Consider the following 18260-nt stretch of genomic DNA (forward strand, 5'->3'; position numbering starts at 1 on the left):
ACAATCAAGGCAATAAAAAAAGGCCACCCGAAGGCAGCCTTTAAAAACTAGAGAGGTTTTTGCTTACACAGCCGCAACTGGACGCATGTAAGAGATCGGTGCAGTGCTGGCGTCTTCAAAGGTCACGACTTCCCAGGCATCTGTCTGCTCAATCAATTTGCGCAGAAGCTGGTTGTTCAGTGCGTGGCCCGACTTGAAGCCTTTGAACTCACCAATCAGGCTATTGCCCAGCAGGTAGAGGTCACCAATTGCATCAAGGATCTTGTGCTTCACGAATTCGTCTTCGTAGCGAAGGCCGTCTTCGTTCAGTACACCATCCGCGTCGACCACGATGGCGTTTTCAACGCTACCGCCGAGTGCGAGGTTGTGCTTGCGCAGGTACTCGATATCACTCATGAAACCAAAGGTCCGGGCGCGGCTGACTTCTTTTACGAACGAAGTGCTGGAAAAATCCACGCTGGCACTTTGAATGCGGTCACGGAACACCGGGTGATCGAAATCGATCTCGAAACTCACTTTGAAGCCTTCGAAAGGGACGAAAGTGGCGCGCTTGTCGCCGTCTTCCACTGTCACTTCACGCAGGATCCGGATGAACTTCTTGGCGGCGTCCTGTTCTTCCAGGCCAGCCGATTGAATCAGGAATACGAAGGGTCCAGCGCTACCATCCATGATCGGGACTTCGGACGCGGAGAGCTCGACGTAGGCGTTATCGATGCCCAGGCCAGCCATGGCCGAGAGCAAGTGCTCCACCGTGTCCACTTTGACGTCACCGTTGACCAGCGTCGTCGACATAGTGGTTTCACCAACGTTTTCCGCGCGAGCAGGAATCTGCACCACAGGGTCCAGGTCGGCACGACAAAACACGATGCCGGTGTCTACAGGTGCGGGCTTGAGGGTCAGGTATACCTTCTCCCCGGAGTGCAGACCTACACCTGTGGCACGGATAATATTTTTCAGGGTGCGTTGTTTAATCATGGCTTGGGCCGCTTCAGCGCAAATTGCGAACTGGTATCAACAAAGGCTGGCGATAATAGCAGACCAGACCTTTGCTGAACACCAATCACCTTCATAGCCCTGATACATTCCATCAATCGGCCTGACGACGCAGGAATGCCGGGATGTCCAGGTAGTCCAGATCGTCTTGCGGATTCATCTTCGCGGCAGTCGCAGCACCGGCCTGAGCCTGGTTGCGCATGACAGTCGGACGGTCCAGGTCACGGTAGTTTACCGCTGGCTGCTCCTGCCGTGCAGGGGATTGTTGTTGTGGCTGCGAGGCCATGGAGGTGTGAACGGTGTTGTCGATGACCTTGACAGGCTTCTCGATTTTCGCGCCAAGACCTGTGGCAACCACAGTCACGTGCAGCTCGTCGCGCATGTCCGGATCGATAACGGTACCGACCTTGACCATGGCGTGCTCGGAAGCGAAGGCTTCGATGATGCTACCCACGTCGGAGTACTCACCCAGAGACAGGTCAGGACCGGCGGTGATGTTCACCAGAATGCCGCGTGCGCCTTGCAGGTTCACGTCTTCGAGCAGCGGGTTACGGATAGCCGCTTCAGTCGCTTCACGTGCACGGTTCGGACCGCTGGCGCAGCCAGTGCCCATCATCGCCATGCCCATTTCGCTCATCACGGTACGTACGTCAGCGAAGTCGACGTTGATCATGCCCGGACGCTTGATGATGTCGGAGATACCGCGAACGGCACCGGCCAGTACATCGTCGGCCTTGGCGAAAGCCGACAGCAGGCTTGCGTCTTTACCGAGGATGGTCAGCAGCTTCTCGTTGGGAATGGTGATCAACGAGTCAACGCTTTCAGACAGCAGACGGATGCCTTCGTCGGCGATCTGCATGCGCTTGCGACCTTCGAACGGGAACGGACGGGTCACCACCGCAACGGTGAGGATCCCCATTTCCTTGGCCACTTCGGCAATGATCGGCGCAGCACCGGTACCGGTACCGCCGCCCATGCCCGTGGTGATGAACACCATGTTGGTGCCTTGCAGCACTTCGGCGATGCGCTCGCGGTCTTCCAGTGCGGCTTGACGGCCGACTTCCGGATTGGCGCCGGCGCCCAGGCCTTTGGTCACACCAGTGCCCAATTGCAGGATGGTCCGCGCGCCGATGCTTTTCAGCGCCTGGGCATCAGTGTTGGCGCAGATGAACTCAACGCCTTCAATGTTGCTCTTGACCATGTGATTGACAGCGTTGCCGCCGCCACCGCCAACACCGATAACTTTAATAACCGGGCTTGCGGGGATGTTGTCTACGAGTTCGAACATTTTCCCTCTCCTTACATTCTCTAGTTTTTTCGCCTACTGCGCCTACTGCCTACAACGGTATAACGGTGTTTCGGTAATTCTTTAGAAATTGCCCTGGACCCAGCTTCTGATGCGATCGAACAACGGGCTCTTGGCCTCGTCGCTGCTGTAGTTATCGCGACTGCTGCTGATCCCCGAGAAGGAAATGCCGTCGGACTGTTTTTGCAGGCCGTACATCAGCAAACCAACACCGGTGGAATAAATCGGGTTGCGCACTACGTCGTCCAGGCCTCTGACGCCATGGGGTACACCCAGGCGAACCGGCATGTGGAAAATCTCTTCGGCCAGCTCGACCGCGCCTTCCATCTTCGAAGTACCGCCGGTCAGCACGATGCCGGCCGGGATCAGGTCTTCGTAGCCGCTGCGACGCAGCTCGGCCTGGATCAGCGTGAACAGCTCGTCGTAACGCGGCTCGACCACTTCGGCCAGGGCCTGACGGGACAGCTCGCGCGGCGGACGGTCACCGACACTTGGGACCTTGATGGTTTCACCGGCGCCGGCCAGTTTGGCCAGGGCGCAGGCGTAGCGAATCTTGATTTCTTCGGCGTACTGGGTCGGGGTGCGCAACGCCATGGCGATGTCGTTGGTCACCTGATCACCGGCAATCGGGATCACTGCGGTATGACGGATCGCGCCTTCGGTGAAGATCGCGATGTCGGTAGTACCGCCACCGATGTCCACCAGGCACACGCCCAGCTCTTTCTCGTCATCGGTCAGCACCGAGTACGCGGAAGCGAGCTGTTCGAGAATGATGTCGTCGATTTCCAGACCGCAACGACGCACGCACTTTTCAATGTTCTGTGCCGCGTTCACCGCGCAGGTGACCACGTGGACCTTGGCTTCCAGACGGACGCCGGACATGCCCAGAGGCTCACGCACGCCTTCCTGGTTATCGATCACGTAATCCTGCGGCAGCGTGTGCAGCACCCGCTGATCCGCCGGAATGGCCACGGCCTGGGCGGCATCGAGTACGCGCTCAAGGTCGGCCGAGCTGACTTCGCGATCACGAATCGCCACGATGCCGTGGGAGTTCAGGCTGCGAATGTGATTGCCGGCCACACCGACGAACGCCGAGTGAATCCGGCAACCCGCCATCAGTTGCGCTTCTTCGATCGCGCGCTGAATGGACTGCACGGTGGATTCGATATTCACCACCACGCCTTTCTTCAGACCGCGGGACGGGTGAGTACCGATCCCGACGATTTCCAGTTGACCATCGGCCGCGACCTCGCCTACCAGCGCCACCACCTTGGAGGTACCGATATCCAGACCGACGATCATTTTGCCGCTTTGCACGTTTGCCATGGTCCTGCCTCTTCTCAATTCTTCGCGACAGCGGGTTGGGCCGTCGTGGGCGCTACAGGTTCCCGCCAGCCGACGGCGAGGCCGTTGGCATAACGCAGGTCGATGCGCGCAATGTTCGTAATCTGTTCTTTAAGCGTCTTGTCGTAGATGGCAATGAAGCGGCGCATCTTTTCCACCAGGTGATCGCGTCCCAGCAACAGTTCGATCCCGGGGCCCGCGCTACCCGCGCCAGTGGTCAGAAACCAGCTGCCGCGTTCACGCAATTCCAGCCGGGCAATCGAGAAGCCCAATGGCCGTAACATTTGGCTCAACACCTGATACTGCTGCATCACTTGCTGCTGAGCCCGCTGTGGGCCGAACAACTGTGGCAAATGTTCGTAGTTGGCCAATTCACGCGGCGTAAACGCCTGCCCCTGGTTGTTCAACAGCGCTTCGTCACCCCAACGGGCCACGGGCAGTTGTTCTTCCAGACGAATCACCACCTGGTCGGGCCAGACGCGACGCACTTCGGCGTGAGCGATCCATGGCATCTGTTCCAGCTCGGTACGCATGCTCGCCAGGTCAATGGTGAAGAAGCTCGCCGCCACGTACGGGGCGATCCGCTGCTGCACTGCTTGCTGGCTGATGTAACTCAAATCGCCCTGCACGTTGATCTTGGTGATCGGCCGGTCGGCGTACGGCAGCAAGCGCTGTGCACCTTCGTAAGTACCGAACCCCAACGCAACCAACAGCACGGGCCAGAACAAGGCTTTGAGAAAACCAAAATCGGCTTTCGGCAGGCGCACCGACATCGGCTCTTTGGCCACCATTCGGCTGGCACCCCGCGGCACCGGCTTGCGGCCGGGTGCGGGTGGCTGATGACGTAGCTGGGCGCCTTGCATGTTTAACCTCGCGGCTCTTTGTTACCGGCAGCGTTACCGGCAACACTTTCCGCCAGGATCGCCAACACCAACTGTTGGAAATCCAGACCGGCGGCGCGTGCGGCCATCGGGACCAGACTGTGATCGGTCATGCCCGGTGCGGTGTTGACTTCCAGGAACCAGAACTGCCCATCGGCGTCCTGCATCACGTCAGCCCGTCCCCAACCGGCGATACCCAGCGCCTCACAGGCTTTTGCCGTGAGGTCCATGAGCTCTTGTTCTTTGGCGCTATCGAGGCCACACGGGATCCGGTACTGAGTATCGGAAGCCAGGTACTTGGCGTCGTAGTCATAGAAAGTGTGTGGCGTGCCCAGAGCGATCGGTGGCAACACCTGATCACGCAGGGTGGCGATGGTGAACTCCGGACCTTGAATCCATTGCTCGACCAGCACTTGCGAATCGTAGGTACTGGCCGCTTTCCAGGCTTCGATCAATTCAGCTGCCGAAGTCACTTTGGCCATACCGATACTTGAACCTTCATGCGCCGGTTTGACGATCAAAGGGAAGCCCAGTTCCGTCGCCGCCAAAATACAGTCGGTTTCGCTGCAAAGGACCGCGTGACGTGGCGTCGGAATGCCCAGGCTGTGCCAGACCTGTTTGGTCCGCAGCTTGTCCATGGCCAGTGCCGAAGCCAGGATGCCGCTGCCGGTGTACGGAATCCCTGCGCATTCGAGCAGGCCCTGCATGCTGCCGTCTTCACCGCCACGACCGTGGAGAATGATGAAGGCGCGGTCGATTTTTTCGTTCAGCAGGCGTTGCAGGAAATCGTCGCCGACGTCGATGCCGAACGCATCCACGCCAGCGGTTTGCAGGGCTTCAAGCACCGCGTTACCGGATTTCAGCGAAACCTCGCGCTCGGCACTTTTGCCACCGAACAGCACGGCCACACGGCCGAAGTCTTTCGGGGCGATGGTCGAGAACAGGTTAGCGTAGGCAGCAGTCATTTCAACTTCCCCTCGCCAGGAGCGACAACGACACCCGCGAACAACGGACTATTCAACAGTTTCGGTGCAAGACCGCCGATATCGCCGGCGCCCTGGCACAGCAGGATGTCGCCGGCACGCAGCAGCGGCTTGACCAGCGGCGCGAGGTCGACACCGCGCTCGATGTAGATCGGATCGAGCTGACCGCGCTGGCGGATGCTGTTGCACAACTTGCGGCTGTCGGCACCCGGGATCGGTTCTTCGCCGGCCGGGTAGACTTCCATCAGCAGCAACACGTTGGCGTCGGCCAGCACATTGACGAAATCGTCGTACAGGTCGCGGGTGCGGCTGTAGCGGTGCGGCTGGTAAACCATCACCAGACGGCGATCTGGCCAGCCACCGCGCACGGCTTTGATTACCGCAGCGACTTCAGTCGGGTGGTGACCGTAGTCGTCCACCAGCATCACGTTGCCACCTTCGACCGGCAGCTCGCCGTAGACCTGGAAGCGTCGGCCGACACCCTGGAAGCCCGACAGCCCCTGCACGATGGCTTCATCGCTGACGCCCTCGTCAGTCGCGATGCAGATGGTCGCCAGCGAGTTCAGTACGTTGTGGTTGCCCGGCATGTTCACCGAGACATCCAGCGGTTCACGATCAGGGCGCAGCACGGTGAAGAAGGTCTGCATGCCTTGCTGGCGAACATTGATGGCGCGCACATCGGCGTCTTCGCTGAAGCCGTAGGTCATGGTCGGACGTTTGACCAGCGGCAGGATTTCACGCACCACCGGGTCGTCCAGGCACATCACCGCCAGACCGTAGAACGGCAGGTTGTGGAGGAACTCGACGAAGGTTTTCTTCAGCTTGTTGAAGTCACCGTCGTAGGTCGCCATGTGGTCGGCGTCGATGTTGGTGACCACGGCCACCAGCGGCTGCAAGTGCAGGAAACTGGCGTCGCTTTCGTCGGCTTCGGCGATCAGGTAACGGCTGGTGCCCAGCTGGGCATTGGTGCCCGCTGCATTCAGGCGGCCGCCGATCACGAAGGTCGGGTCCAGGCCACCGGCCGCGAACACCGAAGCGATCAGGCTGGTGGTGGTGGTTTTGCCGTGAGTACCGGCGACGGCGATGCCGTGGCGGTAGCGCATCAGTTCAGCGAGCATTTCGGCACGCGGCACCACCGGAATACGACGCTCCAGGGCCGTCGCGACTTCCGGGTTGGAGGTGTTCACAGCGCTCGACACCACCAGCACATCGGCGGTTACGGCGTTCTCGGCGCGGTGACCGATAAAGATCTGTGCGCCGAACGATTCGAGACGCTCGGTCACCGGCGTTGCTTTCAGGTCGGAACCGGACACTTGATAGCCCAGGTTCAGCAATACTTCGGCAATCCCGCACATGCCCACACCACCGATTCCGACGAAGTGGATGCGACGGATGCGGCGCATTTCCGGTTGCGGCATGGCTTTCTGATTTTCAACCATGAACCACCTCCAGGCAGATATCGACCACGTTGCGGGTTGCATCAGGTTTGGCCAGGCGACGAGCGGCGCCAGCCATGTCGTTAAGTCGTTGCGGTTGCATCAAGACCTCTGTCAGGCGTGCAGCGAGATCCGCTGCGCCAGTCGTTCTTTGCGGCATCAGGAAGGCAGCGCCTTCACGAGCCAAATAATCGGCATTGCGGGTCTGGTGATCGTCGATCGCGTGGGGCAAAGGCACCAGCATCGAGGGCAGACCGGCAGCAGCCAGCTCACTGACAGTCAGCGCGCCTGCGCGACAGACCACCAGGTCGGCCCAGCCATAGGCTTGGGCCATGTCTTTGATGAAAGGCTGCACTTGCGCCTCGACACCGGCCGTGCGATAGCGCTCGGCAGTCACTTCATCGTGGTTTTTACCGGCCTGATGAAACACTTCCGGACGCAGTTCAGCAGGAACCAGCGACAGGGCTTCAGGCAGCAATTTGTTCAACGGTTCTGCGCCCAGGCTTCCGCCCAGGATCAGCAAACGCGCTTTGCGTCCGGCCAGGGCTGGACGCGGTGTATCGAGGAACAACTCGGTGCGCACCGGGTTACCGGTAGTGCGCCGGCTGCCACTGGCAGCAAAGGTGTTCGGGAAAGCTTCGCAGACTCGCGCGGCCAACGGCACCAGCAACCGATTGGCGGTACCGGCCACGGCGTTCTGCTCATGAACGATGACCGGCACACCGGCCAATTTGGCCGCTACACCACCGGGGCCGGTGACATATCCGCCAAAGCCCAGTACACAGATCGGCTGCACCTGACGAATGACGGCACGTGCCTGCCAGATCGCCTTGAGCAATACAAAAGGTGCCTTGAGCAACGACAACTTGCTCTTGCCACGCAGGCCGCTGACGTTGATCAGATGCAACGGCAGTCCGGCATTCGGGACCAGTTCGTTTTCGATTCCGCGTGGCGTCCCGAGCCAGTGCACGGTATAGCCGCGCGCCTGAAACTCGCGCGCGCAAGCCAGCGCCGGGAACACGTGGCCACCGGTGCCGCCCGCCATGATCAGCACGTTAGCGCCCATGGGTCGGCTCCTCGGCGAAGTCGCTCTCACTGAACTCCATCTCTTCGCTGCCCAAGTGGGTTCGACTCTCCCATTCGATGCGCAACAACAAGCCAAGACAGGCGCAGCAGATCACCAGCGAACTGCCGCCGTAACTGAGGAACGGCAAGGTCAGACCCTTGGTCGGCAGCAGGCCGACGTTCACCCCGATGTTGATCAGGAACTGGCCAATCCACAGGAACGACAGGCCGTAGGCGACATAAGCGGCGAAAAACTGCTTGGCCTTCTCTGCCCACAAACCGATGTACATGCCACGAATACAGACAAAGACGAACAGTGCGACCGTGCACAAGGAACCCACGGCGCCCAGCTCTTCGGCCAGGACCGAGAACACGAAGTCAGTGTGGGCTTCCGGCAGATAGAACTGTTTCTGCACGCTGTTGCCCAGGCCAACGCCCAGCCATTCGCCGCGACCGAAGGCGATCAATGCTTGAGACAACTGATAGCCGGCGCCGAACTGGTCGGCCCATGGATCCGCAAAGTTGGTCAGGCGCGCCATTCGATACGGCTGCACTTGAATCAACAGCACCACCGCCGCGACCGCCAGGACCACCATCAAGGAAAAACGGAACAGCCCGACCCCGCCCAGGAACAGCATCGCCGCAGCAGCCGCCATCATCACGACGGTCGCACCGAAGTCCGGCTCCATCAGCAACAGACCGGCCATCGGCAGCAGAACGATGAACGGCTTGAAGAAGCCCATCCAGCTTTCGCGTACTTCTTTTTGGCGACGCACCAGATAACCGGCGAGGTAGATCACCACGAACACCTTGGCGATCTCGGAAGGCTGAACGTTGAAGAAACTGAAGCCGATCCAGCGCATCGAACCGTTCACTTCGCGGCCGATCCCCGGGACGATCACCATCACCAGCAAACCGAATGCACCAATCAGCATCAGCCAGCCCAGGCGTTGCCAGGTGGCGATCGGGATCATCATGGTGACGATGCAGGCACCCAGGCCGAGCACAACGTAAATCAGGTGACGAATCATGTAATACAGGGCGCTGCCCGACTGCACCGCCGCCACTTCGGTCGATGCCGAGGCGATCATGACCAGCCCCAGCCCCAGCAACGCCAGGCAACCGGCGAGCATCGGGAAGTCGAGATCAATACCACGCCCGGTGATGATCGGCGACGGGTACGGCTTGATGATGTTTCTCAAGCTCATGCCAAGTCCTCCGCGGCCAGATTTTTCACGGATTGGACAAACAAATGCCCACGCTCTTCGTAGTTCCGAAACATGTCGAAACTGGCGCAGGCCGGCGACAGCAGCACGGCATCGCCTGGCTGGGCGATAGCGCGGCATTGCTCGACCGCTTCGATCAGCGAGTTGACGCGAATCAGTGGCACGGCATCGCCGATGGCCTGACCAATCAGTTCGGAATCACGGCCCATCAACACCACGGCGCGGCAGTTGGCCGCGACCGGATCACGCAAATCCTTGAACTCGGCCCCTTTGCCGTCGCCACCGGCGATCAGCACCAGTTTGCCTTCGATGTCCGCGCCCAGACCTTCGATGGCGGCCAGAGCGGCGCCAACGTTGGTGGCTTTGGAATCGTTGTAGTAACTCACGCCGTCCAGGTCTCGGACCCACTGGCAGCGATGCTCAAGCCCGGCGAAGGTGCGCAGGCTCGAGAGCATGGCGTCGAACGGCAGGCCAACCGCGTGCCCCAGGGCCAAGGCCGCAAGAGCGTTGGACTGGTTGTGGGCACCACGAATTTTCAGCTCGCGCACCGGCATCAGGTTCTGGAATTCAAAGGCCAGATACTTCTCGCCATTTTCCTCGCGCAGACCGAAAGCCTTGAAATCAGGTTTGTTCAGACCAAAGGTCCAGCACGGCAGGCCCTCGCCCATCAACGGACGGCTCAGTGCATCCTGACGATTGACCACCACTTGCTTCGCCCCACGGAAGATCCGGTGCTTGGCCAGGTGATACGCCGGCAGGCCGCTGTAACGGTCCATATGGTCTTCGCTGACGTTCAGCACGGTGGCCACTTCGGCGCCCAGGTGATCGGTGGTCTCCAGCTGGAAGCTCGAAAGCTCCATCACGTACAGCTCGACGTCGTCACTCAGCAGATCGAGTGCCGGGGTACCGAGGTTGCCGCCCACTGCCACGCGCTTGCCGGCCGCTGCCGCCATTTCGCCGACCAGGGTGGTCACGGTGCTTTTCGCATTGGAACCGCTGATGGCAATAATCGGCGCCTTCGCGTTTCGCGCGAACAGCTCGATGTCACCCGACAGCTTCACACCACGGGCCGCGGCCGCTTGCAGGGCCGGAGTCGCCAAGGCCAGGCCCGGGCTCACGTAGAGCTCGTCAGCACGGCAGAGGAATTCGACATCCAGCTCGCCACAACGCACTTCCACCTGCGGATAGTCACGGCGCAGCGTGGCCAGCTCCGGTGGATTTTCCCGCGTATCGGCGACGGCGAACGACACGCCCCGGTTCGCCAGAAAGCGAACCAGGGACATGCCGCTCTTGCCGAGGCCGACAACGATGCGGAAGTGGTCAGAAGCGATCAGAGACACTCGTTCTACCTCAGCTTCAGGGTGGCAAGGCCGACCAGTACGAGAATGACGGTGATGATCCAGAAACGGACGATCACGCGTGGCTCGGGCCAGCCCTTGAGTTCAAAGTGGTGGTGAATCGGTGCCATGCGGAACACACGGCGACCGGTCAGTTTGAAGGAGGCAACCTGAATGACCACCGACAGGGTTTCCATCACGAACACACCGCCCATGATGAACAGGACGATTTCCTGACGAACGATCACCGCGATGGTGCCCAGGGCCGCGCCCAGCGCCAGTGCGCCGACGTCGCCCATGAAGACTTGAGCTGGATACGTGTTGAACCAGAGGAAACCCAGCCCGGCGCCGATCAATGCGCCACAGAACACGATCAGCTCACCGGCGCCCGGCACATAAGGGATCAGCAGGTATTCGGCGAATTTCACGTTACCCGACAGGTAGCAGAAGATCCCCAGCGCGCCGCCGACCATCACGGTTGGCATGATCGCCAGGCCGTCGAGGCCGTCAGTCAGGTTGACCGCGTTGCTGGAGCCGACGATCACGAAGTAGGTCAGGACGATGAAGCCTGCGCCCAGCGGAATGCTGTAGTCCTTGAGCATCGGCAGGATCAGGGTGGTTTCCACCGGCGACGTTGCGGTCATATAAAGAAAGATCGCCGCGCCCAGACCGAACACCGACTGCCAGAAGTATTTCCAGCGACTCGGCAAGCCACGGGAGTTCTTCTCGATCACTTTGCGGTAATCGTCGACCCAGCCCACGGCACCGAACAGCAGGGTGACCAGCAACACGACCCAGACATAGCGGTTGTGCAAGTCAGCCCAAAGCAAGGTGCTGACGCCGATGGCGGTCAGAATCAGTGCGCCGCCCATGGTCGGAGTGCCCGACTTGGACAGGTGCGATTGCGGGCCGTCATTGCGGACCGACTGACCGATCTGGCGGTTCTGCAAGGTGCGGATCATCCATGGACCCAGGCACAGCGACAACGACAAGGCGGTCAGCACACCGAGAATCCCGCGCAGGGTCAGGTACTGAAAGACCGCGAAGCCTTTGTAGAACTGTTGCAGATACTCCGCTAACAACAGCAGCATTAATGGTTCTCCCCGCTCGAACCGCACAAAGCCGCAACGACGTTTTCCATCGCAGCGCTGCGCGAGCCCTTGATCAAAATAGTGGTGTTTGTATCGTGTTCGGCGCCCAGCGCCGCGATCAGATCAGCCTGATTGGCAAAGTGACGAGCCTGCTCACCGAAGGCTGCGACGGCATGCGCCATCATCGGGCCAACGGCGTAAAGCGCGGAAACCTTGCCGCTGGCATACGCGCCAACGTCGCGGTGCCCCTGCTCCGCCCACTCGCCCAACTCGCCAATATCTCCGAGCACCAGAACGGTGCGACCGGAAAAGCCGGCGAGTATATCAACGGCAGCGCACATCGAGGTGGGGTTAGCGTTGTAAGTGTCATCAATCACGCGCATGCCGTTGGTCGCCAGTTGCGCCACGCCCCGGCCTTTGACCGGTTGTACCGCATTGAGTCCCGAGACGATGTGGGACAGCGACACCTTCAAGGCATGAGCGGCGGCGGCGGCAGCGACTGCATTGGTGACGTTGTGACCACCGAGCAGGTTCAACTGAACACGCGCAACACCGTTCGGCGTGTGCAGTTCGAATGCAGGGCAACCGCGCGCATCAGCAATAATGAAGCTGGCATAGAAGTCGGCGGCAGCATCAAGCTGAGAAAAGCTCAGCACCTGACGACCAGCGGCACGTTTCTTCCAGATATCAAAGGCCTTGTCGTCGAGGTTCAGAACGGCGACGCCATCGGCGTCCAGCCCTTCCAGAATCTCGCCCTTGGCTTCAACGATTTTGTCCGGACCGCCGAACTCGCCGACGTGGGCGGTTCCGGCATTGTTCAACAGCGCGACATGGGGTTTGGTCATGGCCACGGTGTAGGCGATCTCGCCGAGCCGCGAAGCACCGAGTTCGATCACCGCCGCCGTGTGTTCAGGGGCCAGTTCGAGCAGGGTCAGCGGAACGCCGAGGTCGTTGTTCAGGTTGCCGCGCGTCGCCAGCACCGGACCCAGGGTGCGCAGGATGCTGGCGAGCATTTCCTTGACCGTGGTCTTGCCGCTGGAACCGGTAATGGCCGCAACAGGCTGGGTAAACGCCGCACGGTTCAGCGCCCCAAGTTGCCCCAGAGCCTGACGGGTGTCCTTGACCACCAATTGCGGCAGATCAGTACCGGTCACTTCACGCTCGACCAACGCCCCAACCGCGCCTTTGGATGCTACGTCGTTCAGGTAGTCGTGACCGTCGAAACGCGGCCCGGTCAGGGCGATAAAGAGTTGCCCTGGCTTGATGGCACGGCTGTCGATGCTGACGCCGTCAAAGCTGCAATCGGCAGCCAGCAGACGGCCAGCCAATGGGCCCGCCACTTCGCTCAGTTTCAACGCTTTAAGCATGGGCCACCTCCCACGCGGTCAAGGCACGATCGGCCTCCACCAGATCGGAGAAGTCATGGCGTTCGCCGTTGATTTCCTGGTAATCCTCGTGACCTTTGCCGGCCAGAACAATCACGTCATCCGCGCTGGCGCTGGCGATGAACTGGGCAATCGCCTGGCCACGGCCGGCGACGAAACGGACGTTATCCACTGCCGTGAAACCGGCGCGGATATCGTCGAAAATCTGTGCAGGGTCTTCGCTGCGCGGGTTGTCATCGGTGACCAGCACACCATCCGCCAGACGCTCGACCACTTCGGCCATCAGCGGACGCTTGCCGCGATCGCGATCACCGCCGCAGCCGAACAGGCAGAGCAATTTGCCCTTCGCGTGCGGACGCAGAGCCATCAGGACTTTTTCCAGCGCATCCGGGGTATGGGCGTAATCGACCACCACCAGCGGCTGAGTGCCGCCGCCCAGGCGCTGCATGCGACCGGCCGGGCCTTCGAGTTTTGGCATCACATGGAGGATTTCATCCAGTGCGTAATCCAGACCGAGCAAGGCACCGACAGCAGCCAGCACGTTGCTCAGGTTGAAACGACCGAGCAAGGTACTGCGCAAATGGTGTTCGCCCTGCGGCGTCACCAATGTAGCGCGCACGCCTTCGTCGTCGAATTGCGCTTCACGGCAATACAGGTAAGCGCCGGAGTCTTCCAGGCTATAGGTGATCAGGCGCGACTCTCGTTTTTCAGCGGCCAGTTGCCGACCGAATTCGTCGTCGAGGTTGATCACCCGGCACTTCAGATCGCTCCAGTCGAACAGCCTGGCCTTGGTTTCGCCGTAGGCTTGCATCGTCCCGTGATAATCCAGGTGATCACGCGACAGGTTGGTCATCACCGCCACATCGAACGCCAGTGCAGTCACGCGCCCTTGATCCAGACCGTGGGAGGACACTTCCATGGCCACGGCTTTGGCGCCGGCCTTTTTCAGGTCGGCCAGGGTCGCCTGTACGGCAATCGGGTTCGGTGTGGTGTGCAGGCCACTTTCCAGTGCGCCGTAGAAACCAGTGCCCAGGGTGCCAACGATGCCGCAATGCTGACCCAGCAGGTCCAGCGCTTGCGCGACCAGTTGGGTCACGCTGGTTTTTCCGTTGGTGCCGGTCACGCCAATCAGGTTCAGGTTACGGCTCGGATCGCCATAAAAACGCCCGGCAATGTCAGACAGTTGCGCAGCCAGGCCCTTGACCGGAATCAGCGGTACTTCGGTAATCGGCAGAACGCTCGCGCCTTCAACTTCATAAGCGACAGCCGCGGCACCGCGCTGCAAGGCGTCGGCAATGTGTGCACGACCATCGAACTTGCCACCGGGGACGGCCAGGAACAGGTCGCCTGCACGGACATTACGGCTGTCCAGGGTCAGTTCGCGAATCAACAGATCACGGCCAGCGTGGGCGAAAATCTTGTTCAGGCTAAGAGACATCAGCCGCGCCCTCCATTGGTTTTAACAGGGATGACCGGGGCAGCGTTGGCTTGCTGAGTGGCCGGTAGGTTGTCCGGCGTAACGTTCATCAGACGCAGGGTTCCAGACATCACTTTGCTGAACACCGGCGCCGAAACCAGACCACCGAAGTAACCAGCCTTGCTCGGTTCGTCGATGACCACGACGATCGCGTAGCGCGGGTCGCTCATGGGGCCAAAACCTGCGAACAGCGAGCGGTAGGAGTTCTCGGCGTAGCCTTTGGTGCCCACCGATGTCTTACGTGCAGTACCGGACTTGCCAGCGACGTGATAGGCCGGCACTTGCGCACGGAATACACCGCGCGGTGCTTCGATCACTTGCTGCAACATGCCCTGCATGGTTTTCGCCACGGCTTCCGGAATCACCTGGGTGGTTTGCGCTGCCTTGTCGGTCTTGATCAGGGTCAGCGGTGCAATACGGCCGTTGTTGGCCAGCGCCGAGAAGGCGTGGACCAGTTGAATCGCGGTTACCGAAATGCCATAGCCGTACGACAGCGTGGCCGTCTCGGCTTTGCGCCATTCGCGATAATTCGGCAGGTTGCCGACACGCTCGCCCGGGAAGCCCAGGCCGGTGTCCTGGCCGAGGCCGACTTTCTGCGCCAGGCGGAAAATGGTTTCGCCGCCAATATCGAAGGCGACCTTACTCATGCCGACGTTACTGGAGTTGATCAGAATACCGGTCAGGTCGAGCACCGGACCTTCGGTCTTGGAGACGTCCTTGATGGTGTACTTACCAATCTGCAAGGAGCCTGGATATACCTCGACGGTGTCGCTCGGTTTCCAGCGGCCGGTTTCGATCGCGGCGCTCATGGAGATCGCTTTCATGGTCGAACCCGGCTCGAACACGTCAATCATGGCGCGGTTGCGCATCATCGCCGGTTGCAGGTTGCGACGGTTGTTCGGGTTGTAGGTCGGCTGGTTGACCATGGCGAGGATCTCACCGGTCTTGACGTCCATGATCACCAGGCTGCCAGCCTTGGCACCGTTCTCGATGATCGCGTTGCGCAGTTCGCGGTTCGCCAGGTATTGCAGACGCAGGTCAATCGACAACGCCAAGGGCTTGCCAGCCTTGGCGTTTTTGGTCACTTGAACATCTTTGATCAGTCTGCCGCGCCGGTCCTTGATGACCTGACGCTTGCCGGCGACACCGGCCAGCCATTCGTCATAGGCCAGTTCCACGCCTTCGCGCCCGTGGTCATCGATGTCGGTAAAGCCGACCATGTGCGCTGTGACTTCACCGGCCGGGTAGAAACGCCGGAACTCTTCGATGCCATAAACACCTGGCACTTTCAGATCGAGCACGACCTGGCCCTGCTCGGGGGTCAACCCGCGCACCAGATAGATGAATTCTTTATTGGCCTGAGCTTCGAGTCGTTCGGTCAGGGCTTTAGGGTCTTGACCCAGGGCAGCCGCCAGTGCCGGCCACTTTTCCTTGGCCAGTTGCATTTCCTTGGCGTTGGCCCACAGGGTGGTGACCGGGGTACTCACGGCCAATGGCTCGCCGTTACGGTCGGTGATCAAACCACGGTGAGCCGGAATCGGGATGTGTCGAACGCTGCGCGCGTCGCCCTGACCAATCAGGAAGTCACGGTCGACCACTTGCAGGTCGATAATGCGCCAGGCGATGGCTGCCACCATGACACCCAGCAAACCAAGCACCACGCGAAACCGCCAGGGAAAGAGTGCCCCTTCGAGTTTCATCATGGCGCCACCATTCGTACTTCAGCGGCGCCGGGAATGCGCATCTTCAGTTGTTCGGTGGCCAATATTTCGATGCGGCTGTGGGCAGTCCAGGTGCTCTGTTCAAGAATCAACCGGCCCCACTCTGCCTGCGCCTTGTCGCGCACGCTCAACTCGTTGTACAGCGAGTTCAGCAGCTGACGGTTCCAGTGCGCGCTATAGGAAACTCCAATCGCGGAGACCAATACAGCGATAAATAGCAGCAGCATGAAAAAGCTTCCGCCAGGAAGTGGCTTGGCGAAGAGCTTGCTCACCGAAGTTTCTCCGCGACACGCATGACGGCGCTACGGGAACGAGGGTTGGCTTTGAGCTCGGCTTCGCCGGCGAATTGCGGTTTGCCATGAATTTTGATTTTCGGCACAAAGGCTTCGAAACGTACCGGCAGGTTGCGCGGCAGGTTATCGGTTTCACCCTTGACCAGTTTGCGCATGAACAGTTTGACGATACGGTCTTCCAGCGAGTGGAAGCTGATCACCACCAGACGACCGCCCACTTCGAGGGCTTCCAGCGCGGCTTCGAGGCCGGTCTCCAGATCGCCCAGTTCGTTGTTGACGTGAATTCGCAGGCCCTGGAACGCACGGGTAGCCGGGTTCTTGCCCTTTTCCCAGGCAGGGTTGGCGACTTTCAGGACTTCAGCCAGATCGCCAGTGCGCTCGAACGGCTTGATGTCACGGCGCTCGGCCACGGCACGGGCCATACGGCCGGAGAAACGCTCTTCACCGTATTCCTTGAACACGCGGGCGATTTCTTCGACGGGCGCGGTGTTGACGAACTCTGCCGCGCTGATCCCGCGAGACGGGTCCATGCGCATATCCAGCGGGCCGTCATTGAGGAAGCTGAAGCCACGCTCCGGGTCGTCGAGCTGTGGCGATGACACGCCCAGGTCGAGCAGAACGCCGCTGACCTTGCCGGCCAGACCGCGCTCGGCAACTTCCGAACCGAGCTCGGCAAAGCTGCGCTGCACAACGACAAAGCGGCCGTCTTCGGCCGCTAGCGTTTGCCCGGTGGCAATCGCCTGAGGATCTTTGTCGAACCCCAGCAACCGACCATCGGGACCGAGCTGGCTGAGTATCAGGCGACTATGGCCGCCGCGCCCGAACGTGCCATCCAGATAGCAGCCATCAGGGCGTACGGCGAGAGCCTCAACGGCTTCGTCAAGCAGTACGGTGATGTGGTTAAAGCCGCTATCAATAGTCACAGGATCAAATCACGCAGTTCATCAGGCATAGCGCCCGGTTGTTGAATAGCAGCCAGGTCAGCAGCAGAAACCGCATCCCAGGCATCCTCGTCCCACAATTGGAACTTGTTCAGTTGGCCTACCAGCATCGCGCGCTTATCCAACCTGGCGTATTCGCGCAGACGCGGTGGAACCAGAAAACGACCACTGCCATCGAGCTCGAGGTCGACGGCATTACCAATCAGCAAACGTTGCAAACGGCGGTTCTCTTCGCGGAGCGAAGGCAGTGCGCGCAGTTTGGTTTCAATCAGCTCCCACTCATCGAGTGGGTAAACACATAAACAAGGATCAACGGCATCAATTGTGACAATTAATTGCCCGGAACTTCGCGAAACGAGCTCGTCACGATACCGGCTCGGCATGGCGAGACGGCCTTTTGCATCGAGACTGATAGCGTTAGCTCCGCGAAACACGTCAGCGCTTCTCCAAATTCTAGCGTTTTACGCTCAAAAAACCCACTTCATGCCACTTTCCGCCACTTGCGCACACTATAGGAATGCGCCCACCACACCGTCAAGGCGCGGATTAAAGGAAAACCCTTACAGATCGGAGATTTAGCGCTGTAAAAGGAGGTGTTACGAGTATTTGGCGGATGTTTGAGCCCGATAACTTGAAGCAGCACTGAAGGCTACGTTCAGAAGTTAAAGTGATTTGTTAAGAGTAAGATTTTTTCGGTATTACAAAAGCGCTTCTGCTATTGATTCAAGCAGGGAGGGTAATCGCCATTACATCGATGCCACTACCAGGGGATCAGCAGGTG

General features: G+C 60.0%; 16 protein-coding genes. All 16 read right to left on the bottom strand.

What is annotated here, in order from left to right:
* Positions 1 to 63 precede the first annotated feature (63 nt).
* Positions 64 to 975, bottom strand: a complete 912-nt coding sequence (gene lpxC / locus AC1RPZ_RS07280; RefSeq protein ID WP_493136246.1) for a UDP-3-O-acyl-N-acetylglucosamine deacetylase — start codon at positions 973 to 975, stop codon at positions 64 to 66.
* A gap of 112 nt (positions 976 to 1087) precedes the next feature.
* Positions 1088 to 2281 (bottom strand): cell division protein FtsZ, encoded by a 1194-nt coding sequence (gene ftsZ / locus AC1RPZ_RS07285; RefSeq protein ID WP_054595719.1) that lies wholly within the window; start codon positions 2279 to 2281, stop codon positions 1088 to 1090.
* 81 nt (positions 2282 to 2362) lie between these two features.
* Positions 2363 to 3625 carry a cell division protein FtsA gene (ftsA, locus tag AC1RPZ_RS07290; RefSeq protein WP_493136248.1) on the bottom strand — a complete coding sequence of 421 codons (1263 nt, stop codon included), beginning with the start codon at positions 3623 to 3625 and terminating at the stop codon, positions 2363 to 2365.
* 14 nt (positions 3626 to 3639) lie between these two features.
* Positions 3640 to 4506, bottom strand: a complete 867-nt coding sequence (locus AC1RPZ_RS07295; protein ID WP_493136250.1) for a cell division protein FtsQ/DivIB — start codon at positions 4504 to 4506, stop codon at positions 3640 to 3642.
* A gap of 2 nt (positions 4507 to 4508) precedes the next feature.
* Positions 4509 to 5489, bottom strand: coding sequence for a D-alanine--D-alanine ligase (locus AC1RPZ_RS07300; protein WP_493136252.1), 981 nt, complete (start codon positions 5487 to 5489; stop codon positions 4509 to 4511).
* A complete protein-coding gene (gene murC / locus AC1RPZ_RS07305; protein WP_493136254.1) occupies positions 5486 to 6946 on the bottom strand; it encodes a UDP-N-acetylmuramate--L-alanine ligase in 1461 nt (486 codons plus the stop codon). Before murC ends, AC1RPZ_RS07300 begins: the two co-directional genes overlap by 4 nt.
* Positions 6939 to 8009: an undecaprenyldiphospho-muramoylpentapeptide beta-N-acetylglucosaminyltransferase gene (murG, locus tag AC1RPZ_RS07310; protein WP_493136256.1), complete on the bottom strand. Its 1071-nt coding sequence runs from the start codon at positions 8007 to 8009 to the stop codon at positions 6939 to 6941. Before murG ends, murC begins: the two co-directional genes overlap by 8 nt.
* Complete coding sequence (gene ftsW, locus AC1RPZ_RS07315) at positions 7999 to 9216, bottom strand: putative lipid II flippase FtsW (RefSeq protein WP_493136258.1); 1218 nt, start codon at positions 9214 to 9216, stop codon at positions 7999 to 8001. The genes murG and ftsW overlap by 11 nt, the downstream gene beginning before the upstream one ends.
* Complete coding sequence (gene murD, locus AC1RPZ_RS07320; protein WP_493136260.1) at positions 9213 to 10574, bottom strand: UDP-N-acetylmuramoyl-L-alanine--D-glutamate ligase; 1362 nt, start codon at positions 10572 to 10574, stop codon at positions 9213 to 9215. Before murD ends, ftsW begins: the two co-directional genes overlap by 4 nt.
* 5 nt (positions 10575 to 10579) lie before the next feature.
* On the bottom strand, positions 10580 to 11662 hold the full coding sequence (mraY, locus tag AC1RPZ_RS07325) for a phospho-N-acetylmuramoyl-pentapeptide-transferase (RefSeq protein ID WP_071553419.1): 1083 nt from the start codon (positions 11660 to 11662) through the stop codon (positions 10580 to 10582).
* A complete protein-coding gene (locus AC1RPZ_RS07330) occupies positions 11662 to 13029 on the bottom strand; it encodes a UDP-N-acetylmuramoyl-tripeptide--D-alanyl-D-alanine ligase (RefSeq protein WP_493136262.1) in 1368 nt (455 codons plus the stop codon). Before AC1RPZ_RS07330 ends, mraY begins: the two co-directional genes overlap by 1 nt.
* The gene (locus AC1RPZ_RS07335) at positions 13022 to 14485 is read right to left on the bottom strand and encodes a UDP-N-acetylmuramoyl-L-alanyl-D-glutamate--2,6-diaminopimelate ligase (RefSeq protein ID WP_493136264.1); all 1464 of its coding nucleotides are present in this window, start codon (positions 14483 to 14485) and stop codon (positions 13022 to 13024) included. Before AC1RPZ_RS07335 ends, AC1RPZ_RS07330 begins: the two co-directional genes overlap by 8 nt.
* Positions 14485 to 16224, bottom strand: coding sequence for a peptidoglycan D,D-transpeptidase FtsI family protein (locus AC1RPZ_RS07340; protein WP_493136449.1), 1740 nt, complete (start codon positions 16222 to 16224; stop codon positions 14485 to 14487). Before AC1RPZ_RS07340 ends, AC1RPZ_RS07335 begins: the two co-directional genes overlap by 1 nt.
* The gene (ftsL, locus tag AC1RPZ_RS07345; protein WP_493136266.1) at positions 16224 to 16517 is read right to left on the bottom strand and encodes a cell division protein FtsL; all 294 of its coding nucleotides are present in this window, start codon (positions 16515 to 16517) and stop codon (positions 16224 to 16226) included. The genes AC1RPZ_RS07340 and ftsL overlap by 1 nt, the downstream gene beginning before the upstream one ends.
* Entirely contained in the window at positions 16514 to 17461 is a 948-nt protein-coding gene (rsmH, locus tag AC1RPZ_RS07350; protein ID WP_410017501.1) for a 16S rRNA (cytosine(1402)-N(4))-methyltransferase RsmH, read from the bottom strand. The genes ftsL and rsmH overlap by 4 nt, the downstream gene beginning before the upstream one ends.
* Positions 17458 to 17913, bottom strand: a complete 456-nt coding sequence (mraZ, locus tag AC1RPZ_RS07355; RefSeq protein ID WP_493136269.1) for a division/cell wall cluster transcriptional repressor MraZ — start codon at positions 17911 to 17913, stop codon at positions 17458 to 17460. The genes rsmH and mraZ overlap by 4 nt, the downstream gene beginning before the upstream one ends.
* Between the last annotated feature and the right edge of the window lie 347 nt (positions 17914 to 18260).

It is taken from the genome of Pseudomonas sp. GW822-FHT02D10, assembly GCF_058802345.1.